The sequence below is a fragment of the Sphingobacterium sp. UBA6317 genome, from assembly GCF_002440385.1.
GTDB classification, from domain to species: Bacteria; Bacteroidota; Bacteroidia; order Sphingobacteriales; family Sphingobacteriaceae; genus Sphingobacterium; species Sphingobacterium multivorum.
The window spans coordinates 69,979-90,478 of record NZ_DJTD01000065.1; the positions used below are offsets into that span (position 1 = coordinate 69,979).

11 protein-coding genes are annotated in these 20,500 nt (G+C 40.9%); 2 read left to right on the top strand and 9 right to left on the bottom strand.

What is annotated here, in order from left to right:
* Positions 1-29: 29 nt before the first annotated feature.
* From B3E92_RS21250 to B3E92_RS21285, 8 genes are all read right to left on the bottom strand, one after another.
* The gene (locus B3E92_RS21250) at positions 30-1,130 is read right to left on the bottom strand and encodes a family 43 glycosylhydrolase (RefSeq protein WP_286898193.1); all 1,101 of its coding nucleotides are present in this window, start codon (positions 1,128-1,130) and stop codon (positions 30-32) included.
* Positions 1,131-1,172: 42 nt separating this feature from the next.
* Positions 1,173-3,647, bottom strand: a complete 2,475-nt coding sequence (locus tag B3E92_RS21255; protein WP_286898194.1) for a glutaminase family protein — start codon at positions 3,645-3,647, stop codon at positions 1,173-1,175.
* 90 nt (positions 3,648-3,737) lie between these two features.
* Positions 3,738-5,582 (bottom strand): glycoside hydrolase family 2 protein, encoded by a 1,845-nt coding sequence (locus B3E92_RS21260; RefSeq protein WP_239468833.1) that lies wholly within the window; start codon positions 5,580-5,582, stop codon positions 3,738-3,740.
* A 38-nt stretch (positions 5,583-5,620) separates the two neighbouring features.
* Positions 5,621-7,666, bottom strand: a complete 2,046-nt coding sequence (locus B3E92_RS21265; RefSeq protein WP_286898197.1) for a beta-L-arabinofuranosidase domain-containing protein — start codon at positions 7,664-7,666, stop codon at positions 5,621-5,623.
* 2 nt (positions 7,667-7,668) lie between these two features.
* Positions 7,669-8,343, bottom strand: a complete 675-nt coding sequence (locus B3E92_RS21270; protein ID WP_286898198.1) for a DUF3823 domain-containing protein — start codon at positions 8,341-8,343, stop codon at positions 7,669-7,671.
* Positions 8,344-8,353: 10 nt separating this feature from the next.
* Entirely contained in the window at positions 8,354-10,180 is a 1,827-nt protein-coding gene (locus tag B3E92_RS21275; protein ID WP_286898199.1) for a RagB/SusD family nutrient uptake outer membrane protein, read from the bottom strand.
* A 1-nt stretch (position 10,181) separates the two neighbouring features.
* Complete coding sequence (locus B3E92_RS21280; RefSeq protein ID WP_286898202.1) at positions 10,182-13,373, bottom strand: SusC/RagA family TonB-linked outer membrane protein; 3,192 nt, start codon at positions 13,371-13,373, stop codon at positions 10,182-10,184.
* A gap of 201 nt (positions 13,374-13,574) precedes the next feature.
* Entirely contained in the window at positions 13,575-14,735 is a 1,161-nt protein-coding gene (locus tag B3E92_RS21285) for an aldose epimerase family protein (protein ID WP_286898205.1), read from the bottom strand.
* A 176-nt stretch (positions 14,736-14,911) separates the two neighbouring features.
* On the opposite strand from B3E92_RS21285, the gene B3E92_RS21290 reads away from it, so the two are divergent.
* On the top strand, positions 14,912-18,067 hold the full coding sequence (locus B3E92_RS21290) for a sensor histidine kinase (RefSeq protein WP_286898207.1): 3,156 nt from the start codon (positions 14,912-14,914) through the stop codon (positions 18,065-18,067).
* Between the two features lie 2 nt (positions 18,068-18,069).
* Positions 18,070-18,849: a response regulator transcription factor gene (locus B3E92_RS21295; protein ID WP_286898210.1), complete on the top strand. Its 780-nt coding sequence runs from the start codon at positions 18,070-18,072 to the stop codon at positions 18,847-18,849.
* A 53-nt stretch (positions 18,850-18,902) separates the two neighbouring features.
* Here the strand turns inward: B3E92_RS21295 and B3E92_RS21300 are convergent, their stop codons facing one another.
* Positions 18,903-20,366: a glycoside hydrolase family 76 protein gene (locus B3E92_RS21300; RefSeq protein ID WP_286898211.1), complete on the bottom strand. Its 1,464-nt coding sequence runs from the start codon at positions 20,364-20,366 to the stop codon at positions 18,903-18,905.
* Positions 20,367-20,500: the final 134 nt, after the last annotated feature.

The window sequence follows — 20,500 nt, forward strand, 5'->3', positions numbered from 1 at the left end:
CGAAGATCCGCTGCTAGCTATTGCAAATGCTATTTAAAATTAAACGTTGGTGCTGGTTGTGGCGCAACACTGCTGGTTGTCCCTTCAATTTTTGGCCAGTCCTTATCCCAGACGATCTGATCCAACAATAGCATCCGGCGATTTCCCCCCGTAGCAACACGAGGCTGTTTTGGATCGATACCATGATAGAGTATCCAATCTTTTCCCTTGTCGTCTGTAATAATGCGCGAAGTATGGCCCGTCCCCACAAATTGATCATTTCCTTTTAACAACAGTGTTCCACTCCCCCGCTGTGTAAGGTTGCGGCCTTCTTGATCCACATAGGGTCCTTTCAGATGGCGAGAGCGCCCCACAAGAACATGATAACTGCTTTTTTCTCCTTCACAACAGGAGCCTTTGGACCCGACAAAGTAATAGTACCCTTTCCGTTTATGAATCACAACGGCTTCAAAATCTCCTGCGGCAACTTTAAATTTTTTATTTAAATCGGGTACCACTGTCCCATTTTTATCCAGTTCAACACCATATGTACCCTGCGTGCTCGCATCGCTAAAACTGCCCCAGAATAGATAGTTCTGCCCATTTTCAGTAAAAAAATAAGGATCTATTGAATTAGGCACATCGATCTCCTTGCTATCAAAAAGTTTACCTTGATCGATAAAGGGGCCTTCCGGTCTAGCTGCTAGGGCTACACCGATGCCGGGATTGGGATCACCCCATGTGGAATAGGCATAATATAAAAGATACTTACCATTTAACTGCACCACATCGGGGGCCCAGATTCCGCCTTCTGCTTTCCAACCCGGTTTTGAGCTGAAGGCCGTACCAATCCAAGTCCAATGAGCAAGATCAGCCGATTGTAGAATAGACACCAAACGTTGCCCCTTTCCGTCGCCCCAATTGTCGGCTGTCCCGTACGCATAGAACATTTTGCTCTGTGGGTCTCTAACGACTGTAGGATCAGCAAGTATGGGCTCAAAAACCGGATTGCTATAGGTCTTATTCTGGGTCGTAGTATTTGTTATTTGTCCCGACGGCTTCACTGAACCTGTAACGCTTCCACAAGAGCTCAACAGGTTCAGTACGACAACTCCGCCAATCCAATATCTGAACAACATTGCATTCAACATCTTATTATTCTATTTATATTATTTTCTATATCATAGGAAAAGCTATTTTGCTTTTCCCAATTTCTCTTCCAACATTTTGATAAAATACCCGCCAACAACAGATCGTGCTTTAAATCCAGCTCTTTTAGGACGGTCTGTATAGGTCCAATCCGACATGGGAACGCGATCGGTTGTTTCGTTCATAAAACGGTAGACTGGCTTCAAAAATGCCTCAAAGGTAGGCTTATCATCTGCCATGGTCGCCGTCCAAATAATCCAATCGGTTTTGGTGTAAGGCTGACGGCTGTCCAGGGGAAGTCCGTATTTATTTTGTTTGCTGAGATAGTATTTAATTTCAGTTTCACGGATAGAAGGGTCAAAAATATCCATCTTAAGCAATTTATCCCAGACCATATTATACTTTTGACTCCAGGTTCCACTTTTATCAAAAGTTAACTTGTAGTGATCCCCATCTTCGGCCATCTTTTTCCATTTCATCGCCATTGCTTTTGCTTCGGTCAAATACTTTTTCGCCGTAGCCTCTTCACCAAGCATTTGGGCCAGATACCCGTAAGATGCAATACCCAAAATAGCTTTAATGGATAAATTGGCATTATGCGCAAAATGGCCTGCAAAATCATCTGTACACAACTGATTTTCGGGGTCAAGACCTTTATCGACTAGATAATCTACCCAGGTAGACAACACTTTCCAATGTTTTTTGGCATAAGCGGCATTGCCTTCCACCTTTGCTAAAGCATAAGTTAATAGCAGCATATTTCCCGATTCTTCGACAGGCATATCTCCACCGTAAGTTTGGCCATTCGCTAAAGGATAGGTCCCAACATCATGCGCAGCAAAAGGTTTTGTCCACTTATTGCTTTCACTATAATAAAAAATGGCGTTCATTAGTGCTTTTGCCAGTTCTGGATTATAGTAAAGGAAAATCGGAGCCGAAGGATAGGTTACATCAACTGTTCCTATTGACCCATTGCTGTCATTTTCCTTGGACAGTAAAAGCAGATCGCCATTGGGTGCTTTTACAAGTTTATGAGCGGCGATTGCCTGTCTATAGGCCAAGGCACATAATGCAGCATAGTCCTCACCTCCGTTGCGCAAAGCTGTACCCCATAATTCTGCATCAAATTTATCAGCAGCCTTTTTGAGAACAGTATACTCTTTGTCGGCCAGTTCAAATTGTTTCTCAATGGAACTATTTCCATTGGTATTCCAATAAGGTCGTAAATTTTGTCCAAAATATTGGATCGAGTACAGGTCATCATAGCCCAACAAGATCTTATCCTGGTAGCTTGATGAGACATCAAAAGTTTGCATCAGTGCCAATTGTTGCCCTCCATTTGAAGAAGAGCTATTTTCACTCTTCAGAAAATTAGAGCGTAATTGATGGCTACTTCCGACCGCGGACTTTGTCTTTGATTTTGCACCTGCCATATAGAAATACCCCCAATCTATCCGTAGGTCGTCACCTTTCTTTCCTAGAACCTGCTGGCTTTTGCTTCCTGTCTTTACAAATTGGAGATTTCCGGAAATAAAGGAACTGCTTGTCGCATCTTGAAGAGGAGAATTCAGTGCCCAATTTGGTGCCGCCTCCAAATAAAGTTGTACCTGGTGTTTCTTGCCATCCTTCGCATGGACTGTATAGGAAAGATAATTTACGGGTCTAGCCATTAAGTCCAATTTATCCAAAAACATCGGCGCAGTAAATGTAATATTTAATTCCACGGGCCCGCAGTTAAACGAATAATGTGTTTGTGTTGCCTGCACATTGGAAGTGATCTGATTCGCTTCATTGTCGAATTGAATACTACCTTCTTTTTCTGTAAAGAGTCCAAAATCAAAATATCCATTCGCTACCCTATTATAGCAATAACCCGCGAGTATATTTTTTCCTTTCTTCAATGTTTTTACGACATGTTCGGGCAGCTTGACCCGACTATTTTTACCTGTCGAATTGCCTGTATTAGCAACCTCAATACCGTTGACGTACAAAATAGCGTCATCGTCATGTGTAAATTCGATATATACGGATTTGCCCGTAAGATCCTCAGTCAGTTCAACTTCCCTTCTAACCCAAATTTTAGGTTCCTGCCAATCAGTCTCCACATTGGGTTCTTTGTCCTTGGTACCGAATGGCGCTGCCCCCATTTTCCATTGCCGTGCATCAAATGAAGGTTTCATCCAGTCTGAGGCAGGTTCGCTGACAACGTAACTTCCCGTCCAAGCCGCATGTTCGCCCATCCGGGCCAAAGGCAAGAGTTCAGCTTCTTCTTTACCTAAAAAGCGATAGGATTTCCCATCTACCTTAAGGACACCTAATAAAGGGAAGGATTTTCCGGTCCAATGGCGTACAACATCTGCATTCAATTCGTTGCTATAGGACCAGGCACTTGTATTCGGGTCAATTGTTACTAAAGGATAGGCAGGCGCGCGAAGATCATTCTTAAGGACTTGTTTTTGTGCAAACGACGATACCGATTGACATACAATAGCCGTTGCAATTAGTAATTTTAATTTCATTGATTTCGTATAAAATAGGTTTAGGTTGACCGGTATATTTTCAGCGATAAATTTAGGCCGCAACCCGTGTTGCGGCCATATCGCTATCAATTATTTGGTAGGTGCATTATAAAGCGCCTGATGTGCAGCCTTCAATTCTGCTTCAGGCATTTTTACAACTTTGCGATCATAAGTCATCAAACCATTTGTTTCTACTTCCACATCTGTTGTCTGTGTATAAACAGCGGCCGACAATCCCATCGGAATTAGACGTGTCAAATCATGGATAAGACGTTTGTAACGCTCCAATAATTCCGTTTTATTCTTGAAACTTTGGTATCCCCAGTTGTCTTTCTGTTGCCAAGAATGTCCGTCTATCGGTAATCCCAGACCACCGAATTCACCCAATGCAAGCACTTGTTTAGCACCAAACAAATTTGGATCAGGCATGGCTGCATCCGGATAATTATGGATATCCAAGATATGTCCAGTTTCCATAAAGTTACCACCACTGGCGCTATTTACGAGTCTTGACGGGTCATTAGCCACGGTCCATTCCGTAATTTCCTTCGTTTTGAATTGCCCCCAAGCCTCATTGAAAGGCACCCAGATGACAATACTTGGATAGTTGTGCAACACCTCCATAATGGTTTTCCACTCTTTCCGGTAGTAATTCTCAGATTCCTGTGAACGTACTTTATCCCGATTGCCACCTGAAATCTTTCCCGGTTGCATATCCCAATGATTTCCACCAAGATCGCCGCTAGGCATATCTTGCCAGACAAGCATACCTATACTATCACAGTACCGATACCAACGTGCCGGTTCTACCTTGATATGCTTACGGATCATATTGAATCCCATTTCCTTTGTTTTGACGACATCAAACTTCAGCGCTTCATCCGTTGGCGCGGTATGTAGACCATCCGGCCACCAGCCTTGATCCAATGGACCATATTGGAAAGTAAACTTATTGTTTAACATTAAACGTTGAACGCCGTTTTCATCTTTCTGCATGGCTATCTTCCGCATGGCGAAATAGCTTTTCGCCTGGTCTACGATTTTTCCTTTTCGAATCAGCTGAATTTCCAGATCATAGAGTTTAGGGTTACTCGGCGACCAGGGCTCCAGATTGGGTACCGAAAGATCAAAGGATGTATTGGGTTGTCCTATTTGTTCTTTAATAAGCTTTCCTCCATCCAATGCACGCACCTTTATTTCGTCGCCGGCTTGGCTTCCCTCTACGGAAGCTTGAAAGGCCAAGACAGCATCGTCCAATCGCGGCGTCTGTTTGGTACTTACAATGTAAGTTTGTGGAACACTTTCTAACCAAACGGTCTGCCAAATTCCCGTCACTGGTGTATACCATATTCCATTCGGCTTGTTCACCTGTTTACCCCGTGGTTGTGGACCATCATCAGTCGGATCCCATACCCGAATGGCTATTTCCTGTTTCGCTCCTTTCTTTAGGAAGCTTGTCACATCCATCGAAAATGGATCAAAACCACCTTCATGTCTTCCGACCAATTGATTATTTACATACACATCACACTGCCAATCTACGGCACCGAAATGCAACAGGACCTTATTTTTATGGACAGACTTGTCCAATGTTATGGTATTGTTATACCATAAGGCTTTATCTTTTCCAACCTCTTTACCAACACCGGACAATGCCGATTCAATAGCAAAAGGAACAAGGATGTTGCCGTCCCATTGCCGAGGAATCTCTTTAGTACCTACCGGAGTGACAGCATATTTCCATAGTCCATTTAAATTCTGCCAGTTATTGGTTCTGATTAATTGTGGCCTAGGGTATTCAGGATGTGGCTTTTGGGCCGTTACTTTCTCGCCCCAGGGGGTTAATATATGTGATCCGGCGGGTTTCCAATCCTGAGCAAAGTTCAATTGTGCTGCCATCATCAAACTGGCAAAAAATAAGGTTTTCTTCATCATAAAAAATCGTTAAGTCATTTATTTATATCGTATTTATATTATTTCACCGTGGGAAAAGCAGCAATGCGCAAACGTGCTGCTCCCATTGGAATTAGTTCAACTTCCTGTACCTCGCTTTTGCTTTCCACGGGGCTCAGAGGCAATACCCCCGTTAACCCGTTTTCATCAATTTTCCACCCATCGATACGTTTCGCTTTCACAAGAATCGAAATAGGTACTGCTTCTGCGTCGAAAGGAAATGCATCTTTAGGCCATGGTCGTTTGACCACTTTTAGGTGGTTAACAGCTTGCAATTGATTTTGTACAAGTCCGTAATTCCAATCACTTGCAGGAAGGATTTCATAGGATGGCCACTTGGATGGATCTGCAGTCTCCTGCCATTTGGAATCTCCTATTGCCGAAGCCTTACTATCTTTTTTCACATAATTCTCTTTGATTTTAAGGGCATAGGTCAATGGTCCACGCTGGATACTCACTGAATTTTTATTGGCTGTCCATGTTTTCAGATCTATGGTCATTGGTAAGGAAAGTTCGACCTTGTCGCCGTCTTTCCACTGCCGTTGAATCCGAATATATTTTGCACCAGCTTCCACAGCTTGGCTTTTACCATTAACCGTTACTTTCGCTTGTTTCGCCCAGGCTGGAATACGGAGATAAAAGGGAAAATCAACCGTTTTACCATGTGTTCCTATTTCAAATCGTAGCGATTCTTCAAAAGGATAATTGGACTCTTGCCGGATCTGAATAGCCTGCTTGTTTCCGACGTTGATTTCAGCCTTTGATGCGGCATATAGTACTGCCGCAACACCGTTATCATTCGTTGCCATATACAAATGCTCAGCATAATATGGCCAGCCCTGACTGTGATTATGCTGACAACAGCGTGAACTGAAGGGATTCATCATTAAAAATGGCCCGTTATTATCAATTCCAGGAGCATGATTATGGCTGTCGCTGATGGTCATATTTGGACTTGTAATATACCTTAAGGCCTTGAAATCTGCTGTTACGGCTGCTGGATAGGTATTGAAAGCGACTTCCTCCGCATGATCTGCCCAAAATGGGTCGCCTGTTATCCCAAGAAGGATTTCATTGGAGGCCATCTGTTCGACCATACCACAGGTTTCCACCCCTTGACGGGGATCGGTATATCCTGGACGTGCATTTTCATCGGCACCGAACATACCGCCTGGAACCTGACCAAATACCTGCCTGACAAAATGAAAATTAGCGTAGGTCGCATTCAGGTCTTCACTCGATTGGCTTTTCAGATAATAGGTTGCCGGCTCTCTGAAACACTGCGCTACATTAACATTATGCCAATTCGGCAAATCATCTTTCTGGCGCCAATTGGCGGTATTTCGATGGATTTTATCCGCTAAATCCATCAGCCATTCATTCCCCTGTGTTCTATTATAGAGCCAATAAACCGAGAGCAGATTGTCACCACCCCGACTATTTTCCCAATAGTCTTTAAGAAAAAAACTATCCGGCAAATTGGCCTGCCATTTAAAATAATTGGTCATCAAGGTTAAGACACGTTGGTCACCGCTATATTCATAATAAGATCGCAGGCACCACAACATCAACATATTCCCCCAAAGATCTGGTTTGTTGTTACGCAGCATCAATGGCCCAAAATATCCATCAGGACGCTGGCTTTTTAGTGCGGCTTCCAACCATATCTTTGACTCCGCTAGGATTGTAGGATCTTTTAAGATGTAGCCCAGATTAGCATAACCTTTTAGCCAATAAGGAACTTCTTCCCAGCCATAATCTCCTTTCCCATCCGTACTTAACCAAGCATTATTTTTTTTGGACAACCAGGCACTAATTTCGCCCAAATGACCTGTAAGACCATCTTTTTGCAATGCTAGGTACTTCCCTAACCAGCCTTCAGGCACTATACTGCCTACCGGCAATTTCAGCAAGGCATTTTGTCTCAGCGGAGCCCTATTGTTCACGTATTGTGTATTCTTACCTGTCAACGGCAATTGGTTTACGGAAGTTGCTATTCCTGATTGAGCCGACGTAGCTAAGCCAAACCCCAACAATAAGCTTAAAAAGCCAATTCTTTTAATCATTTTTATTTTAGTTTCTTTGGTTCACTATCGTACAGCGCCTCGGTAATCCCATTTACCCGTAACCCTACGCGCGCATACACCGCTGCACTCTTGGTCAAAATATCTTTGATATCCAGTTCCAATTCGACATGGCCGGCATTTAATCCAGTTTTTTCCATCTTATATGTATATTGGCCCAAATCCACAAATTTTGTATCATTGACCAATAAGGTGACTAAATCAATCGTTCTTGAAGCATCTATTGTCTTGACGTCAAAAGAAGCTTTCAGCATATTCCCTTGAACATTATAGGTAATATTACTTATGGTATAATAAGGTTTAACCGGGTACTCGATGCTTGTATTGCCCCGCACATCAACCAGCACTGTATCCGCACTATTCAGCCAGGGGCCATTTCCGCTGGTTGCCACCAATTTGTACCGCCCGTCGAAGAGTTTTGCCGCAAATGAACCGTCCTGCGTCACATACACATTAATAGCAGATCGAAGCGGAAAACCATCTTGCCATAGCTGAAGTGAAACGGACTGGTTTGATCCTCTTACTCCTAGAGGTTCTGAATTGTAGGTTACACGACCGTTCAGTGTACTTTTAGGGGCATCATAGTTATCTTTGCCACAAGCAAATACACCTACGATCAAACACAAACTGACTATTAATTTACAAAAAAAAGTTTTCATAAGGATAATGCTATTGATAAGGATTTCGAACTAACTTCGGATTATTATTAATCCAAACTTGATCTATGAAATTATAATAGTTCTGATATTTAAAATTTCGTGGATAGAGCGTATGACTCGATTTCTGTTTCTCAAAAACCCATTTACCATCGTTCGGATCCCCAGGAGCATATATTCTGTAAGGAAATAGCGCATAGTGTACCGCATTGTAATTATCAGCACTTCCGTTCCAGATTTCGTGTGCAATCCGCAAACGCTTCAGATCCCAATAACGATGATCTTCGAAGGCAAATTCAACGCGGCGTTCCTGAATGATATCATTCAAAGAAATAGTCGTTAATGGCTGTATCCCCGCGCGCTCCCTGATCTTGTTGACATATCCCGTCAGCTCGGCTTGTGATTTACCAAGTTCAAGTCCTGCCTCTGCGGCAATCAGCAGAAATTCGGCATAACGAAAACGAACAAACCAAATATCCGAACCGCGACCACGGGTAGAAGCATCTTTGTTTTCGTCAATAAACTTCCGGATATTAAATCCCGTCTTATTGATATACATATCGTTAGAAGTCGTGGGGCCATCTTTACTTGTAATAATTCCTCCGAATTTGGAATCTGAAGTACCGGGTATTGCGGTCATCGTCTTCCAAACACCTCCTTCTTTATATCTAACGCCTGCTTGGTAAGTGATTTTGGTACCAGCAAAATCAGCACCAGAATAGATTACAGTACCATACAGGCGCGCGTCTTTATGGGCAAATAACTCTTCGGGATTATTGTAGTAAATGTAATCTCCGGTAGCAGTCTTCGTTTTCAAAGCTCCATTTCGATCATCTGTATATTCAAATGCTTCCACCAAATTTAAAACAGGCGTAACAAAATTGGCATCAATATCTCCACGGACGGATGAGGCAATGTTATTGTTGGTGAAAAAATGTGTTTCACCTGGATACGCATAATCCTTGGCCCAAATAACTTCATTGCTACTTGATTTTGAACTTACAGCAAGATAGAAGTTCTTTCCTTTATCGGCATTTCCATTATAGAGGGCATAAGGGCTATTGTTGATAATATCCAATGCGGATTCGTAAGCAATCTGGTAATATTTATTGGCTTCCGCTGCCGGAATCCCCACCTCGTTACCTGCTGTTTTCACGTCTGGCGTTTTATAGTTATACTTCGCTATTGAGGCGGCGTATAGACTGGCCCGAGCCTTAAGTGCCAAAGCTGTCCATTTATTAGCTCGCGCGGAACTTATTGTTTTCTCTATACCGAGCATTTTAGCCGCTTCGGTACATTCGCTAATCACATAATTATAACTTTCTGCTTCTGTTGATCGAGGTATCTGCAATTCTGCCGGATCCATACCACCCGTATAATCATAGATCTTATCCCCCACTAAGGGAACTCCCCCCAAACGCTTGATCATATTAAAATAAGTCCAAGCACGAATAAATCTGGCCTCACCTTCAATGCTCTTTTTATTATTTTCGTCCAATGATGACTGACGAACACCTACGATAAATTGATTCAGATTTCGAATAAGTTCGTAGTCGTACATACGCCAAAAGTCATTCGGAAATTCCTGCATTGTATTGGGACCACCGCTTGAAAATCCGGCCTCATCTAACATCGCAAAAGATCCATTGTCACCAAATTGCTGTCCCCAGCTAATCCGCCCATAATAATTCGCTAGCACAGATTTTATCATATTCTGATCCGAAAATATCTGATCGTCCGTAAAAATAGCCTGTGATTCCCGTTCCAAAAATTTATTGCAGCTTGAAAATGCACATATTAAACATACACCCAATAAAATAACTTTCTTATTTATCATCATATTAAAAAGTTAAAGTAACACCAACGTTTATAACTCTATTTGTTGGGTACTGAACGCCCGAATCACTTGTGATTTCTGGATCGATCTTCATATCACCCAAATTATCTATGCTAAATAGATTCTGCATCATGGTATATATCCTCAATTTCTGAATCCCTCGAGGTTTCATCCATTTTTCTGGTAAAGTATATCCGATCTGCAGGTTTCTTAATTTCAAATAGTTGACATTGGTAAGCCAGAAGTCACTATGCCAATAATTACTATGATCTCTATTTCCTTTAATTAATGTAGGGTACTTTCCTGGGATCAAGGCACTATTTGGATCCGTAATATCGCTCAGCATCCACTGGTTTTCCATATAGTATTGCGGATTGTTGCCGCCATCATGGAAAGGGAAAACGGCCTCATAACTCGGATTAAAGGAAGCAAAAGCTGCTCCGGTGAAATCCATCGCCAAATCAAATCCCTTGAATTGACCGCCAAGGTTAATTCCGTAATTGAAATAAGGAAGACCACCTTGGCGATATCCAATTGGCCGTTCATCCAGCTCATTGATTACTTTATCGCCATTAATATCTTCATACTTAATATCCCCCGGGCGTAATGATGAGTTACCTTTACGGTCATTGTCTACATCATAATTTGCAATTTCTTCCCACGACTGGAATTGTCCAATGGAATGTAATCCCCAATTGAGAAAGGCATAACGGTCATAGATTGATTTTCGATACTGATCCAAAGAGTTTCCAAAACGTGGTTTATATTGTTCGCCGTCTGTTTGCCGGGCGAAAGTGAAATTACCGCCTACGAAATAGTTAAATCCATTGACGCTACTCCGCCACATCAATGATCCATCGATACCTTGGTGAATATCTGAATTCAGGTTTTCATAAGGTAAACTAAAACCTACTTCATTCGGTATCAATACATCTTCTCGCTTGGCGGGCAGCCCTGTTCTTTTTCGACGGAAGATATCTACCGAACCTGTTAATTTACCTTTTAGTGTGCTAAAGTCCAAACCAACATTTAGCATATGGGCCTGAATCCAAGAAAGCGTTTTAACCGGAAGACCACGAGCCTGAGAACCAATAACATATTTTCCGTCAATTGTTGAACCCACGATATTTTGATAGCCATCACGGACTGGTTTTCGGAAATAATTATATCCACTTAAATAACCAAAAGCGAAATATTCCCAGGCATCCAAATTATCATCGCCCAATACACCGTAAGATCCCCTTAACTTCACATCGTCAAATACTTTTCTCATACCTTCAGACCAGAACTTCTCAGATGAAACACGCCAGCCTGCAGATACCGAAGGAAAAAAGCCCCATCGGCTGCCTGGCGCGAATTTCCATGAACCGTCATAGCGCGAAGAAAGTTCCAAAAGATATTTCTGATCATAATCATAATTGACCCTGCCTGCAAAACCGGCTCTCGCTTGCGTATTCACCCCCGTATCATTGTAAGTGTCCATCGTCTGAAAATAGATCAAACTCAACGCATTGGAGGCTGGACGATCGTGTACATACACATCTGGATTATCTCTTTTTATGGACTCAGCAGCAAGCACAGCATTGATTCCATGTTTACCGAATCGCTTGTTATAATTTAAGGTAAATTGGGTTGAGATTTCTTCAACCTGCGAAATAGATCTCTCCCGCCAGGGGTTATCCATACTAAAAGTTACTGGGTAAGTATCTGTCTTCTCATCATAGCCATATAGCTTATAGGTAAACTCCTGATTATCCATCCATTTATTCGCCAGATAATAGCCTACTGTTCCCTTAGCGATCAAATCATTTGTGATCTTATATTCCGCATTAAAATTTAACTGCATCACCCGCCATTTTTCCTGAAATGTACCAGACAGATCATAATTCAGCATCGCAAAGTTGGTTTCCGCATTGGGTGATGTCTGCGTTGGATATAAAGGATTGTCGTTGGCAAAAGGCCGTGCAGTGGGCAAGTTGCGATATATCGCAAATAAAGCTTGCCAAGTATCGTCAGCACCAGGTACTCCCGGTTGTTTACGTTGTTCGATCCGACCATTCAAATTGGCCCCAATCTTTAATCGTTTTGATACATTCGCGTCAATATTCATCTGCACATTGGTACGATTGAAGCCGCCGTAATTACGGATGATGGATTGCTGGTCTAAATGTCCCACACTCAGGTAATAATTGATTTTTTCGGACCCACCACTGACATTACCCGAAATATAGGTTTGTGGGCTGGTTTTAAGAATATAATCATACCAATCAAAGGGACGATACCCTTTCTCTGTACCCTGTTGCCACTTTTCGAGATCTGCCAACGTAAATTGTGGATGCTCAGTTCCGAGAATAGCATCAGACTGAATATAGCTTTTGATATAAGTACTGGCATCGGCTGGCTTGGGAAAACGAAACATACTCTGCCAGCCATAATACGAATTGATATTAAAGGTATTGTTATCGCCCCGCTTCCCCTTCTTTGTCGTCACCACAACAACACCGTTGGCCGCACGTACTCCATAAATAGCAGCAGACGCATCCTTTAATACCGAAACCGATTCAATATCATTGAAATCTAAATTATTAAATTGTCCTTCATCCTTTTGAACACCGTCGATCACATATAAGGGTGTCCCCATATTACGGATACTGATTCCTGTTGGAGCTCCCGGACGCCCATCCGACATCCGGCTGTTAACACCGGCGATCTTCCCGACTAAGGCTCCGGAAGTTGTTGTAGCAACAGATCTGGAAATATCCTGAGAAGAAATTGCGGTGATTGCACCAGTGACAGATTCTTTCTTTTGCGTACCATACCCCACTACGACAACTTCGTCTATACGTGCATTTTCATCTTCCAAAGTGATTGCCAAGTCAGCGATTGCCATCACTTCTTTGGAAAGGTAGCCTACAGATCTTACGGTCAAAAGTTCACCGACATTGACACCTGTCAGGTTAAAATTACCTTTGGCATCTGTTGAAACTGCAGTACTGGGCTTGGATTTCAATGCGACTGTCGCTCCTACAATCGGATTGCCATCCTTATCCTTAACAACCCCTTTTATTGCTTTTTGCAACTCGATCCCCTCTGAAGAACCTGGAATTAAATTAGCTCCCTTTGCTGAGGGGATAAAACTGCTCGCACAGCAGAGCAATGTAGCAGATAGTGGCAGACATTTAAGACCCTTAAACATACCTAGATTGATTAGTTTGTATAATTGATTTGTCCAAAATTAAGGTATATTCAATCGTATGGACTTTCGTTTTTTCTCAAAAAACTGCCTATTTGTATCAAATAAATAAAATAGACCTAAAACGTTTTAAAGTCTATTAAAAAGAGAAAGTACACCTCTTTTCAGTGGTGTACTTTCAAACCAATCATTATTAAATATGTATTATTTTATCGAAAAACGATACAGGGATTTCGTTTGATAAACTTGCCCGGGGTTTAGGACAGTTGTTGGAAAATTAGGTTGGTTTGGGGCATCCGGAAAATGCTGCGGTTCAAGACAAAAAGCTGTGCGAAAGGAGTCTTTTTTCCCATTCTTCAATTGCACTTGTTCGTTCATAAAATTACCGCTATAAAATTGAATACCAGGTTCGGTCGTCAGAATATCCATGACCACTCCTGATTTATCACCGATCATATGTGCCGCTTTAAACCAGTCGCCATCTTTCTCTTTACTTAAGACAAAATTGTGGTCATAGCCCTTTCCAAAACTAAGCTGCTGGTCATTGGCATTAATATGTTTTCCTATCGGTTTCAAGGTTGTAAAATCAAAAGCTGTTCCCTTTACCGGTGCTAATTGCCCTGTGGGTATTAGTGTACTATCTACTGGTGTGTATTCATTGGCAAACAATTGAAGTTGATGATCCAGAATGGTACCACTTCCTTCACCGTTTAAATTAAAGTAAGCATGGTTGGTCAAATTGATCACCGTCTTTTTATCGGAAGTAGCACGATAAGCTATCATCAATTCATTATTATCGTTCAGCGTATAAGTCACCTCCATTTGGATGTTTCCTGGAAAACCCTCGTGTCCGTCAGGTAAGGTGTAAGCAAATGTAAGGGATGATTTATCTGACGATTTTAATGTCCAATTGGCAAAATGCACACCTTTAAAACCGCCATGCAGCGTATTAGGACCGTTATTTACCGCCAATGTATAGGTTTTATCATCCAACTTAAATTTGCCTTTGGCGATCCGATTACCAAAAGGCCCTACAATAGTACCAAAAAATGGTTCTTTGGGATTATTATAATCAGCCGCTTTAGAAAAACCCAAAACCACATCGCATAACTCACCCTTATTGTCAGGCACCCATAATCCCACTAAACGTGCACCAAAATTGGTAAAATAAGCTTGTACGCCATTTTTATTGCTCAGTTCATATAGATACGCCTGTTTTTGATCAATAGTTCCGCTAAACTGCGCGGTATCCATGAAGGCCGATAAAGAATCTGCTTTGGGAGTTTTAGAACCAGTCGGCTGCTGGCAAGACACACTAAAAGCAAGTATTGCAGAAAGACCCAGCAAGGTCAATTTTCCTCTCATTCGTAATATTTTAAAGGGTTTATAATCTTTGTTTAGATAGAACTTACGTCCTTTTCTAGATTTTTTATAATTTTAACGATTACAATCTATAAGCTAAAGTCTTAAATTTTTTAGAAATTTTAAGATTAAATTGTTTCATTTTAGCTCTATTTTGTATCAATAACCAAAAAATGATCATGATCAACCTGAAGCCTTTACGATTGCTATTTATCCTGTTACTCCCTTCCTTGCTATATGCGCAGCCCTACTATTTCAATCATTATCAAATCAATGAAGGTTTGTCAAACAATGCTGTCATTTGTAGCATGCAAGATAGTCAGGGTTTTCTTTGGTTCGGTACAAAGGATGGATTAAATCGCTTTGACGGTAACAATTTCAAACATTTTGATGCCACCCAATCTGGGAAAAACAGCTTGGGTGGTAATAATATCATCTCCTTGAAAGAGGACTTTCGAAAAAGAATTTGGATTGGAACAGATCAGGGAATCTATTGCTACGACCCCGTCGACGAGCAATTTAGATTACTGAGCAAAAAATTTGAAAATGCGGACGTACCCGTCATTGTTACCGATCAACGCAAAAGGATCTGGTTTATATCCAATGGAATGCTCTATTGCCATGATTTGGTTAGTCAAGCAATTCAACAATTTACAAAATCGGACCTCTATATTACGTCGATCAGCTGCACAAAAAATGGAACTGTATTTTTTGGAACTCCTGAAGGTAAGATCTTCCAGATAGGTTCTTCTGGAAAACCCGCACTCATGCTTGACTTTCAAGCAAAATATGGTCCTAAAGACTGGTTTAGTATTGAGAAAATAATGGAAAACCGCGATGGAGACTTATTGATTGGCACGTCGAAAACTGGGGTTTATAGCTACAATTTTAAAAACAAGTCCCTGAAGTCAATTCTTGGTCCGGACAAGCTGCATCAATTTCTCTATGTAAGAGATATTATACAGCCAAACGATCATGAATATTGGTTTGCAACCGAATCTGGCCTCTTCATTTACCAAATAGCGAGCGGAAATTACATCAACATTCAGAAAGAACAAGAAAACCCTTGGGGGATATCTGACAATGCCATTTATAATATCCTACAAGATAAGGATGAGGGTATTTGGCTGGGAACCTACTTTGGTGGGATTAACTATTATCACAAGAATAATAGTATAATCGAAAAATTCCTCCCACAGGATCGCCCCGGGAGCTTAAAAGGCTCTGTCGTTCGGATTATCAAAAAAGACATCAACCACGATATATGGATAGGCACCGAAAACGGAGGTCTATCTAAATTGGATCCTAAATCGGGTTATATCCAGAACTTCTCCGATAAACAGGGGAATCTGGCAAATAACAATATTCACGGTATTCTCCCTATTGGCGACAAACTATTGATTGGTACTTTCGTCAATGGTCTGGACATTTTTTCGCCAAAGCTTCAAAAAGTTATCTATCACATCGATCGTAACAGCAATGTATCAACATCCGATCTCCAAAGTAATTTTCTTTTTTATCTCTATAAAACTCGAAAAGGAGAAATCATGGCTGCATCCACACGCGGCCTATACCGCTTTGATCTAGAAAAAAAATCTTTCCACCTTATTGATAATGTCCCAGAATACATGTTTTATACAAGCATTTTGGAAGATAAAAAGGGGAATATCTGGGTCGGAACGTGGCGTGATGGACTATTCTGTTATCATCCTAAAACAAAGTATTTCAAGCATTTTACCCATAGCCAGAACGATCCCAATTCTTTGCCTAACAATAGGGTCAATAGCCTATTTGAGGATTCAAAAAATCAAATTTGGATCGCTACCGAAGGTGGAATGGCTAAGAAAAAATCAAAGCAGGACAGTTTTGAAAACATTGGTCTGGAAGAAGGAATGCCCAGTAACGTAACGCTCGCATTTTTAGAAGACAAACAAAAGAACCTGTGGGTGAGTACCTCTAAAGGGCTTGTGCGTTATCATCTTCCTAATGGTAAAAAAAGGATCTTTAACCTGGAGTCAGGTCTACCGACGATTCAATTCAATTACAATTCATCTTTTGACGACGACAACGGAAACTTCTATTTCGGTACCATCAATGGCCTTATACGTTTCAACCCCGCAAAGCTAAACCAAATCAACTACAAGAATCAAATACCGATTTATATCACTAATTTTTACATCAACAATAGAGCGATCAATCAATATACCGATCCAAATATTCTATCTAAATCAATCTTATTTACTAAGAATATTAAACTAAAACACGACGAATCATCCTTCAGTCTTGATTTCGCAGCATTGCACTACCAAGCCCCCCACTCTATCCATTATAGTTATAAAATGGACGGTCTTGACGACAATTGGATAGACATCACAAGTAATCAACGTGCTTATTTCACCAAGTTAGCTCCTGGTAATTATATTTTTACTGTAAAAGCAGAAGATCCAAATGGTAACACAATACCCACCTTTGCTAGTCTTAAAATCACGATTCTCCCTCCCATTTGGGCAAGTATACCAGCCTTTGTTTGTTATGCATTGATACTTTCTGGACTTATTATATTTATTATTCATCATTTCAATGAAAAGATCAAACAACGCAATCGACAACACCTTCTAACCGTACAAAATCTACGCGAGCAAGAACTCTATCGTTCAAAAATCAATTTTTACACCGATGTTGCCCATGAAATACGCACACCGTTGACATTGATCAAAGCCCCCTTAGAGAAGCTTATGGATAAGGTAGATCACAATCCTGTAACAGACAAGCTGTTATTGACCATGCAGAACAATACGGAGAAGTTGATTGCACTTAGCAATCAGTTACTGGATTTTAGACAGGTCGAGACGGAAGGATTCAAATTACACTTTGAGTCAGAAAACATAAGCCAAACGGTTCAGGAAATCATCAACAATTTTACGGTCACACTCCAGGCGCAGGGAAAGCAGATGGTCTCGCATATTATGCCAAATATCATAGGTCAGGTCGATATCGACGCTTTCGACAAGATTTGTTACAACTTATTGAATAATGCCCTTAAATATTCCTCATCCTATATTGAAGTGAATTTGAATATGGATAAACAGAAAAATATCTTTATATTGACCGTGAAAAACGACGGAGCTTTAATTCCTTCAGAAGAAAGGGAAAGAATTTTTGAACCATTCAATCGTTTAAAGCAAAATAAGAATGTTCCCGGAAGTGGTCTAGGCTTGGCATTGACAAGATCCCTAACCTTAAAACACCAAGGTACCTTGTTATATAGTACAAACGACCTCCAATTGAACGTATTTAGCTTGACGTTACCTTTGAATCACAATACAAACCCATAATTATGAATGCCAAATCCAATTTATTATTAGTAGATGATCATACCGAACTGCTTGAATTTATTGCGGATGATCTCAATGAGGATTATCAGATAACGACGAGCTCTAATGGAAGAGAAGCCCTAGATTTATTAGCCTCTGAATATTTCGACCTGATCGTCAGTGATGTAATGATGCCAGAAATGGATGGTTTTGAGCTCTGTCAAAAAATTAAGGAAGATATCGCTTATGCACATATTCCAGTTATACTTTTGACGGCAAAAAATAGTATTGAATCAAAAATTCAGGGTTTAGAATTTGGTGCTGACGCTTACATTGAAAAACCTTTTTCGCCCGCTTTTTTAAGGGCACAAATAGCCAGTTTATTAAAGAATAGAGTTAAGGTCAAGGAGTTTTTTATTAAAAATCCGATGTCACAAATTCAACATATCGGGCAAAATCAAAGTGAACAAGAGTTCTTGCTGAAGATTGAAGAAATCATCATGCAACATCTCGATGATCCACAGTTCAATGTCGATAGAATGGCCGATATTCTCTGCATGAGCAGGCCCACGCTCTATCGCAAAATCAATGTGGTATCCAGCCTATCACCCAATGAACTGATTAATTTAACGCGACTTCGAAAAGCCGCTGAACTCCTCATTCAAAAGCAGCATAAAGTTTACGAAATTTCCAATCTACTGGGCTACAGTTCTGCTACTCATTTCTCACGTAATTTTCAAAAGCAGTTTGGACAGAGCCCTACCGAATTTCAGGACGCTCAAACTGCTTTATCTAAATCTTGACCGAGCAAATAGTCATATCCGAATAAAAATAGGTGTCCGTCTAGGGCGCACACCTATTTTGTTGATTCAACTTGCGCTAATGTTGCATACTGTGCTGCATATGTAAACATGAACATTCCTTCCAAATCATTCTTACTTTTATCAGCTGCCCAGCCTCCAAGCAAATCATTCGGCAGAAATCCATCTTTCAAGAAGTGGGTATAGCCATAATCCAAGTTATCCTGAAAAGATTTTGCATAGACTCCAGCTTTGCTATAATTCGGATATATAGCAGTATATCCTCTTAATAATACGCCGTTAAACCAATTATTAAAACCATCTGTCGCATAGGTATAGTGCTCAGGAATCTGCTGTCCTAACTTTCCAAAATAAGTAAAAGTCGCATCGGCTAGTTTCTTGCCATCTTCTAAATAGCTTTTTGCTTTCGTAACACGATATAAGTCGGCTGCTCCGGAAATCATCGTTCCACTGTTATAGGAAAATGCTGTTCCAACTGCTTTTCTGAGCTCGGTATTTTTTCGGTATTGTACACCGTTGACCGTTTCATAAGCTATCGAACAATCTGGGAAACAATCCCCCATCATATCCGCATAAACACCCTTTTCGTTAAGAAGATATGCCTTTTGCCAGTCATAAATCCTTTTAGCATAACGAAGGTAAAAATCGCTCTTCCTCTCTTTTTTAGAAATACGAGTTAATTTATCTTTCGGATCAATGGAATGCGCGACGATTTGATCACCTTTCTTTTTATAGATTTCATACAATGTAACAAGCGGACTAATAATCGGTGCATTACTACAGGCATGCTTAGTTACATATCCTGGCCCCCATGGGATTCCACCATGCTCATTCCCTTTCTCATCCAAAGTACAATCCCAACCATCAAGCACATAAGCAGTAAGGTATTCAGCTTCTTGCAAATAGCGTTCTTGCCCAGTCAAGTGATAAGCTTCCAATAATTCCCGGACCAGCCACATCTGATCATCGTAGACATTCAGTACTCCAGTTACATTTGCTTTTCCTTTTTCCCGGACGCGATCGACAGCATACACCGTCCATTCTTTATGTTGTGTAAAAGATGTTAGCGTAAATGTCCCTAAATAATAAGCTGCATTTGCATGAAGCTTGGCCAATAAATCCACATAGCGGGAGTAATACTTTCCGTAAAGCTCGTTATTACCCGCCTTTTGTTGCTTTTTCAAGCCGCTCAACACAGCGTTTACAGCTTCTATGGACGCAGAGTACATCCATACACTCGCTTTTTCTTCCGATCTAGCCTGCGTAAATGGATTATAAAAACGATGCATTTTGAAATCGTCACCGGAGAAATAAACTTCCATTGACCGATCAATTAACTGGATCGCCCGTAAAAGATTTTGTTGGCTTTTATGTTGATCATGTACTGATCTTTGGCTGTGCAATTCTTGCGCACACACCTGTTTTACACAGAGGGGTGATACTGACAGGGAAATTAGAGAGAGTGCCCAAAAAGGCCGGATGGAAAAGAATTTGATCATGACGTGGTTTTAAATTGATTAAGTAGTCTTTCATACGCTTTGGTAGAGCGTGATAACCGAAGTTGAAGATAAGCATTTTTCGGACAAAAAAAATCGCATTTTTTGAAATGCGATTAAAAAATATTTGCCCTTTT

Coding starts and splice junctions, on each gene's coding strand:
- B3E92_RS21250 (WP_286898193.1), bottom strand. CDS start 1,130: ATGTTGAATGCAATGTTGTTCAGATATTGGATTGGCGGAGTTGTCGTA.
- B3E92_RS21255 (WP_286898194.1), bottom strand. CDS start 3,647: ATGAAATTAAAATTACTAATTGCAACGGCTATTGTATGTCAATCGGTA.
- B3E92_RS21260 (WP_239468833.1), bottom strand. CDS start 5,582: ATGATGAAGAAAACCTTATTTTTTGCCAGTTTGATGATGGCAGCACAA.
- B3E92_RS21265 (WP_286898197.1), bottom strand. CDS start 7,666: ATGATTAAAAGAATTGGCTTTTTAAGCTTATTGTTGGGGTTTGGCTTA.
- B3E92_RS21270 (WP_286898198.1), bottom strand. CDS start 8,343: ATGAAAACTTTTTTTTGTAAATTAATAGTCAGTTTGTGTTTGATCGTA.
- B3E92_RS21275 (WP_286898199.1), bottom strand. CDS start 10,180: ATGATGATAAATAAGAAAGTTATTTTATTGGGTGTATGTTTAATATGT.
- B3E92_RS21280 (WP_286898202.1), bottom strand. CDS start 13,373: ATGTTTAAGGGTCTTAAATGTCTGCCACTATCTGCTACATTGCTCTGC.
- B3E92_RS21285 (WP_286898205.1), bottom strand. CDS start 14,735: ATGAGAGGAAAATTGACCTTGCTGGGTCTTTCTGCAATACTTGCTTTT.
- B3E92_RS21290 (WP_286898207.1), top strand. CDS start 14,912: ATGATCAACCTGAAGCCTTTACGATTGCTATTTATCCTGTTACTCCCT.
- B3E92_RS21295 (WP_286898210.1), top strand. CDS start 18,070: ATGAATGCCAAATCCAATTTATTATTAGTAGATGATCATACCGAACTG.
- B3E92_RS21300 (WP_286898211.1), bottom strand. CDS start 20,366: ATGATCAAATTCTTTTCCATCCGGCCTTTTTGGGCACTCTCTCTAATT.